This window comes from Chitinophaga sp. (genome assembly GCF_036566945.1).
In the GTDB taxonomy this organism is placed as follows: Bacteria; Bacteroidota; Bacteroidia; order Chitinophagales; family Chitinophagaceae; genus Chitinophaga.
On the sequence record NZ_DATCVJ010000550.1, the window covers coordinates 1 to 3818 of the forward strand.

Annotated in this window: 4 protein-coding genes; all 4 read left to right on the forward strand. The window is 50.1% G+C overall.

Annotation, left to right across the window (positions count from 1 at the left end; all coding sequences use genetic code 11):
• Positions 1 to 2121, forward strand: a 2121-nt coding sequence (locus tag VIP81_RS16735; RefSeq protein WP_331963269.1) for a gliding motility-associated C-terminal domain-containing protein, incomplete at its 5' end; no start/stop codon positions are given.
• A gap of 62 nt (positions 2122 to 2183) precedes the next feature.
• On the forward strand, positions 2184 to 3092 hold the full coding sequence (locus tag VIP81_RS16740; protein ID WP_331963272.1) for a PorP/SprF family type IX secretion system membrane protein: 909 nt from the start codon (positions 2184 to 2186) through the stop codon (positions 3090 to 3092).
• A gap of 122 nt (positions 3093 to 3214) precedes the next feature.
• Positions 3215 to 3514: a DUF1905 domain-containing protein gene (locus VIP81_RS16745; RefSeq protein ID WP_331963275.1), complete on the forward strand. Its 300-nt coding sequence runs from the start codon at positions 3215 to 3217 to the stop codon at positions 3512 to 3514.
• 71 nt (positions 3515 to 3585) lie between these two features.
• Positions 3586 to 3818: hypothetical protein (locus VIP81_RS16750; protein WP_331963278.1), on the forward strand; the 233-nt coding region annotated here is incomplete at its 3' end.

The window sequence follows — 3818 nt, forward strand, 5'->3', positions numbered from 1 at the left end:
CTCACCGGCACTATCCGCAACACCGCCGGCAAGGATGCGGTACTCACACTCAATAACGCAGGCAATACCAGCGCCGTGCTGGTTAACACCACCAATCCGGGTGTGACTATTTCCACCACCGCTACTTCACCAGTGATACAGCCGTTCACCGCCACTATCACTTTCAGCGAAGCAGTGACCGGATTTGTAGTCGGTGATATCACCACTACCAACGCCACACTAAGTGCCTTCCAGACAACAGATAATATTACCTACACCGTTCTCGTAACACCGACTACTGACGGTGCAGTCACCCTCCAGGTACCTGCCAGTGTAGCCGTGAACGTGGGTAACAACAGCAATACCGTTTCCAATACATTAAGTCTTGTTTTTGCAGGCACCGCGCCGGTGATCACCGGAGTAGACGTACCGGCAAACGGCATCTACAAACTCGGTCAGGTACTTTCATTTACGGTACACTTTAGTAAACCAGTGAATGTAACCGGTGCCGCATCACTCGATATAGTGATTGGCAGCACCACCAGGCAAGCTACTTATACCAGTGGCAGCGGCGCCGATGCGTTGGTATTCAGCTATACCGTACAGCAAGGTGATATGGACCTGAATGGCATTACATTGGGGACTACTCTCACCGGCACTATCCAGGATGCCGCCGGTGTGGATGCGGTACTCCTGCTTAGAAATGTAAGAAGCACCACCGGTGTGCTGGTAAATACCAGGATTCCTTCGGTAGTATTGTCTGGTAATATACCGGCACGCGTGAATACACCGGTAACCATACAGATTACTTTCAGCGAATTAGTGAACGGCTTTGCCACTACCGGCGTCGTGGCTTCCAATGCAACGATCAGCCAGCTGCAAACAACGGATCATATCAGTTATACCGCCCTGTTAACGCCGCTTACCAATGGTGTGATCACGGTGAACATACCGGCGCGGGCAGCTACCAATAACGGCGGCAACGACAATACGGCCTCTAATACACTGAGCTTTATTTATGATGATACCCCTCCGGTTATCACGGCACAAAACTTCAATATCAACTTTAACAGTACCGTAGGCACACCGGTAGGCACCCTCACCGCCACGGATGCTGCGGGTACTATACAGGATTGGAAGATAACCGCAGACGGCAGCGGTGGCGCCTTCGCCATTGATGCTACCGGCGCCATTACCGTAAAAGATGCAGCGATACTCAGCAGCAAGGCAGGCACCTCTGTAAGTGTAACCGTTACCGTGAGTGACGGACTCAATACAAGTGTCCCCACCACGATACTGATCAATGTATCGCAAGCCTTCGTGAACCAGCAGCCTACGCTCGATGCGATTGCAAATGCGGCTGGTTGCGCCGGCACCGACCAACATACCATACAGCTCACGGGCATGTCTGCCGTAGAAGCAGGTCAGACCTACCACCTCACCGTGGCGGCAGACCAGCCTTATTTTGATGTGCTGACAGTAACTGACGCCGGTGTGCTCCGCTACCAATTGAAGAGCAGTGTAGCCAGTGGCATCGCTAACGTAACCGTTACCATCAAAGATGACGGCGGTACTGCTAACGGCGGTGTGGATACAAGGCAACGGACTTTCAGCGTTACCATCAACCCGCTGCCAACGGTTACCATCATCAGTAATAAAGGCAACACCGTTTCCAAAGGGGATATCATACAACTCACGGCCACCGGCGGTAGCAGCTACCACTGGACCACTGTGGATGGTATTATCAGCGGACAACAATCTGCGGTACTGCAGGCAAGAATTATGGTCAACACGGATTATGAGGTAACCGCCACCAACACTGCCGGATGCCACAACACTGCCCATATCAATATTGCGGTAGTAGAAGATTTCAAAGTAGAATCTACCAATATCCTGACACCCAACGGCGACGGTAAAAACGACAAATGGGTGATCCGGAACCTCGACAGCTACCCTAATAATGAAGTGAAGATCTTTGATCGTTCAGGCCGCGTGGTATACCAGCGTAAGAACTATAGCAATGACTGGGACGGCACTGTTAATGGCAGTCCGCTCTCAGAAGGTACCTACTACTATATTCTTACGATCGAAGGCAGTACGAAAACGGCGAAGGGATATATTACCATCATCCGGGCTCAGTAATGACCCAACTAAATTGTGATATTATGCGTTTTTCATCCGATATATCATCTTATACGAAACACATGCGCACCTTATTCCTTTGCGTTGTACTGCTCACTGCGGGTGGCTACCTGCAGAGCAGGGCACAGTCACTGAGTAGTGTACCAGCCCTGCTGGAACCCTCTTCTACCCAGTACTTCCAGAATCAATACCTGGCTAACCCGGCTATGGCCGGCGTGGATTCCGGGCTGCATCTTAACGCCGCCTACCGGCGGCAGCTGAATGGCATTGATGGGGCGCCTGTATCCAAATTCTTCACGGCAGACGGCTATATCGGCAACCGCGTAGGCGGTGGCATTCATGTATTTAATGATGAAGCAGGGCTAATGACCCGCACCCGGATAGCACTCTCCTATGCCTATCACCTTCCGGTGGGCGATCGGGGACAAACGCTCCACCTCGGACTTTCACTGGCCATGAACTTCCAGCGCATAGACTATAAAGCAGTAAACGGCGATGATTCGGATCCGTCTATCGGCGCCTTTAACCGCCGCGATAACTACTTTGAAGGCGAGTTTGGCGCTGCGTATACCAATGAACACTGGACCCTGCAAGGATCGCTGCCCAATATCCGGAGTCTCGTTACCGGCGATGATAAAGCAGTAGATGGCGGTACCATTTATTTTACCGCTGTATCCTACAAATTTGAACCGGCAGGCGCCGTGAGCAGTATCATCCCTAAAGTATGCTACAGAGGCGTAAGAGGATACGATAACATATTTGACCTGGGTGTAAACGTAGGCTTCCTCCATAATGTAGCCAGCGTACTCGCCCTCTACCATACCTCCGGTAGTTTTACCGGGGGTATAGGGGTCAACATCCTGCAAACCGTGATGTTGCAAGCCATGTATACTACCCAAACCAATGGTATAAAAACTTATATCGATGGCGGATATGAAATAGGTCTTACGATTAACCTTTTCAGGCAATAATACCCGTCATACCTGCTTATTTTGTCGCAATTGACCCTCAGAAATGCGTGCTACCCCCTCCTGCCTTTCCGGTATTGGAAATACCTTTGCTGTATCATTTCTTCATCATTCAATCCAATACAATGGCACACGTAACAATTTCTGCCGGCGGTACATTGAAGAAACAATTTACAGCCACCCTACTGAAAAGCCCCAATAAAGGAGGCTGGACTTATGTTATCTGGCCGGAATCCGTGGCATTCTTCGGCACCAGGGGACTGGTAAAAGTAAGAGGTACCGTAGACAAACACCCTTTTGAGAGTTCTTTTATGGCCCTGGGCGACGGCACCCACAAATTGCCCATCAAAGCCGACCTGCGAAAACTAATCGGAAAAGAAGCTGGTGACACCGTTACCATTCGCCTCGAAGAGCGGATCTGGTGACGCTTCTGCCGCAAGCTTAACGATAATAACGGAAGCGGACATTTTGCGCCAAATTGTTTTAAATTGCTGTCATGACCCATTCCCCGAAAGCAATATATTTTAAACTATTCATCACTGGCATACTTTGTCTGTGGAGTATTACCGTATCCGGTCAAAGCAAGATCAATACTTACCAGTCGTCGTTTCAAACCGATGCCTATCTGCAACACTGGGCAGGCACTCTTCCTCATTTCAACCTGTCGGCATTTAAATACACCCGCACGGGTGATTTCGAAAATATCATGTTAGAGGATCGCTGGAAAGG

Coding starts and splice junctions, on each gene's coding strand:
- VIP81_RS16745 (WP_331963275.1), top strand. CDS start 3,215: ATGGCACACGTAACAATTTCTGCCGGCGGTACATTGAAGAAACAATTT.
- VIP81_RS16740 (WP_331963272.1), top strand. CDS start 2,184: ATGCGCACCTTATTCCTTTGCGTTGTACTGCTCACTGCGGGTGGCTAC.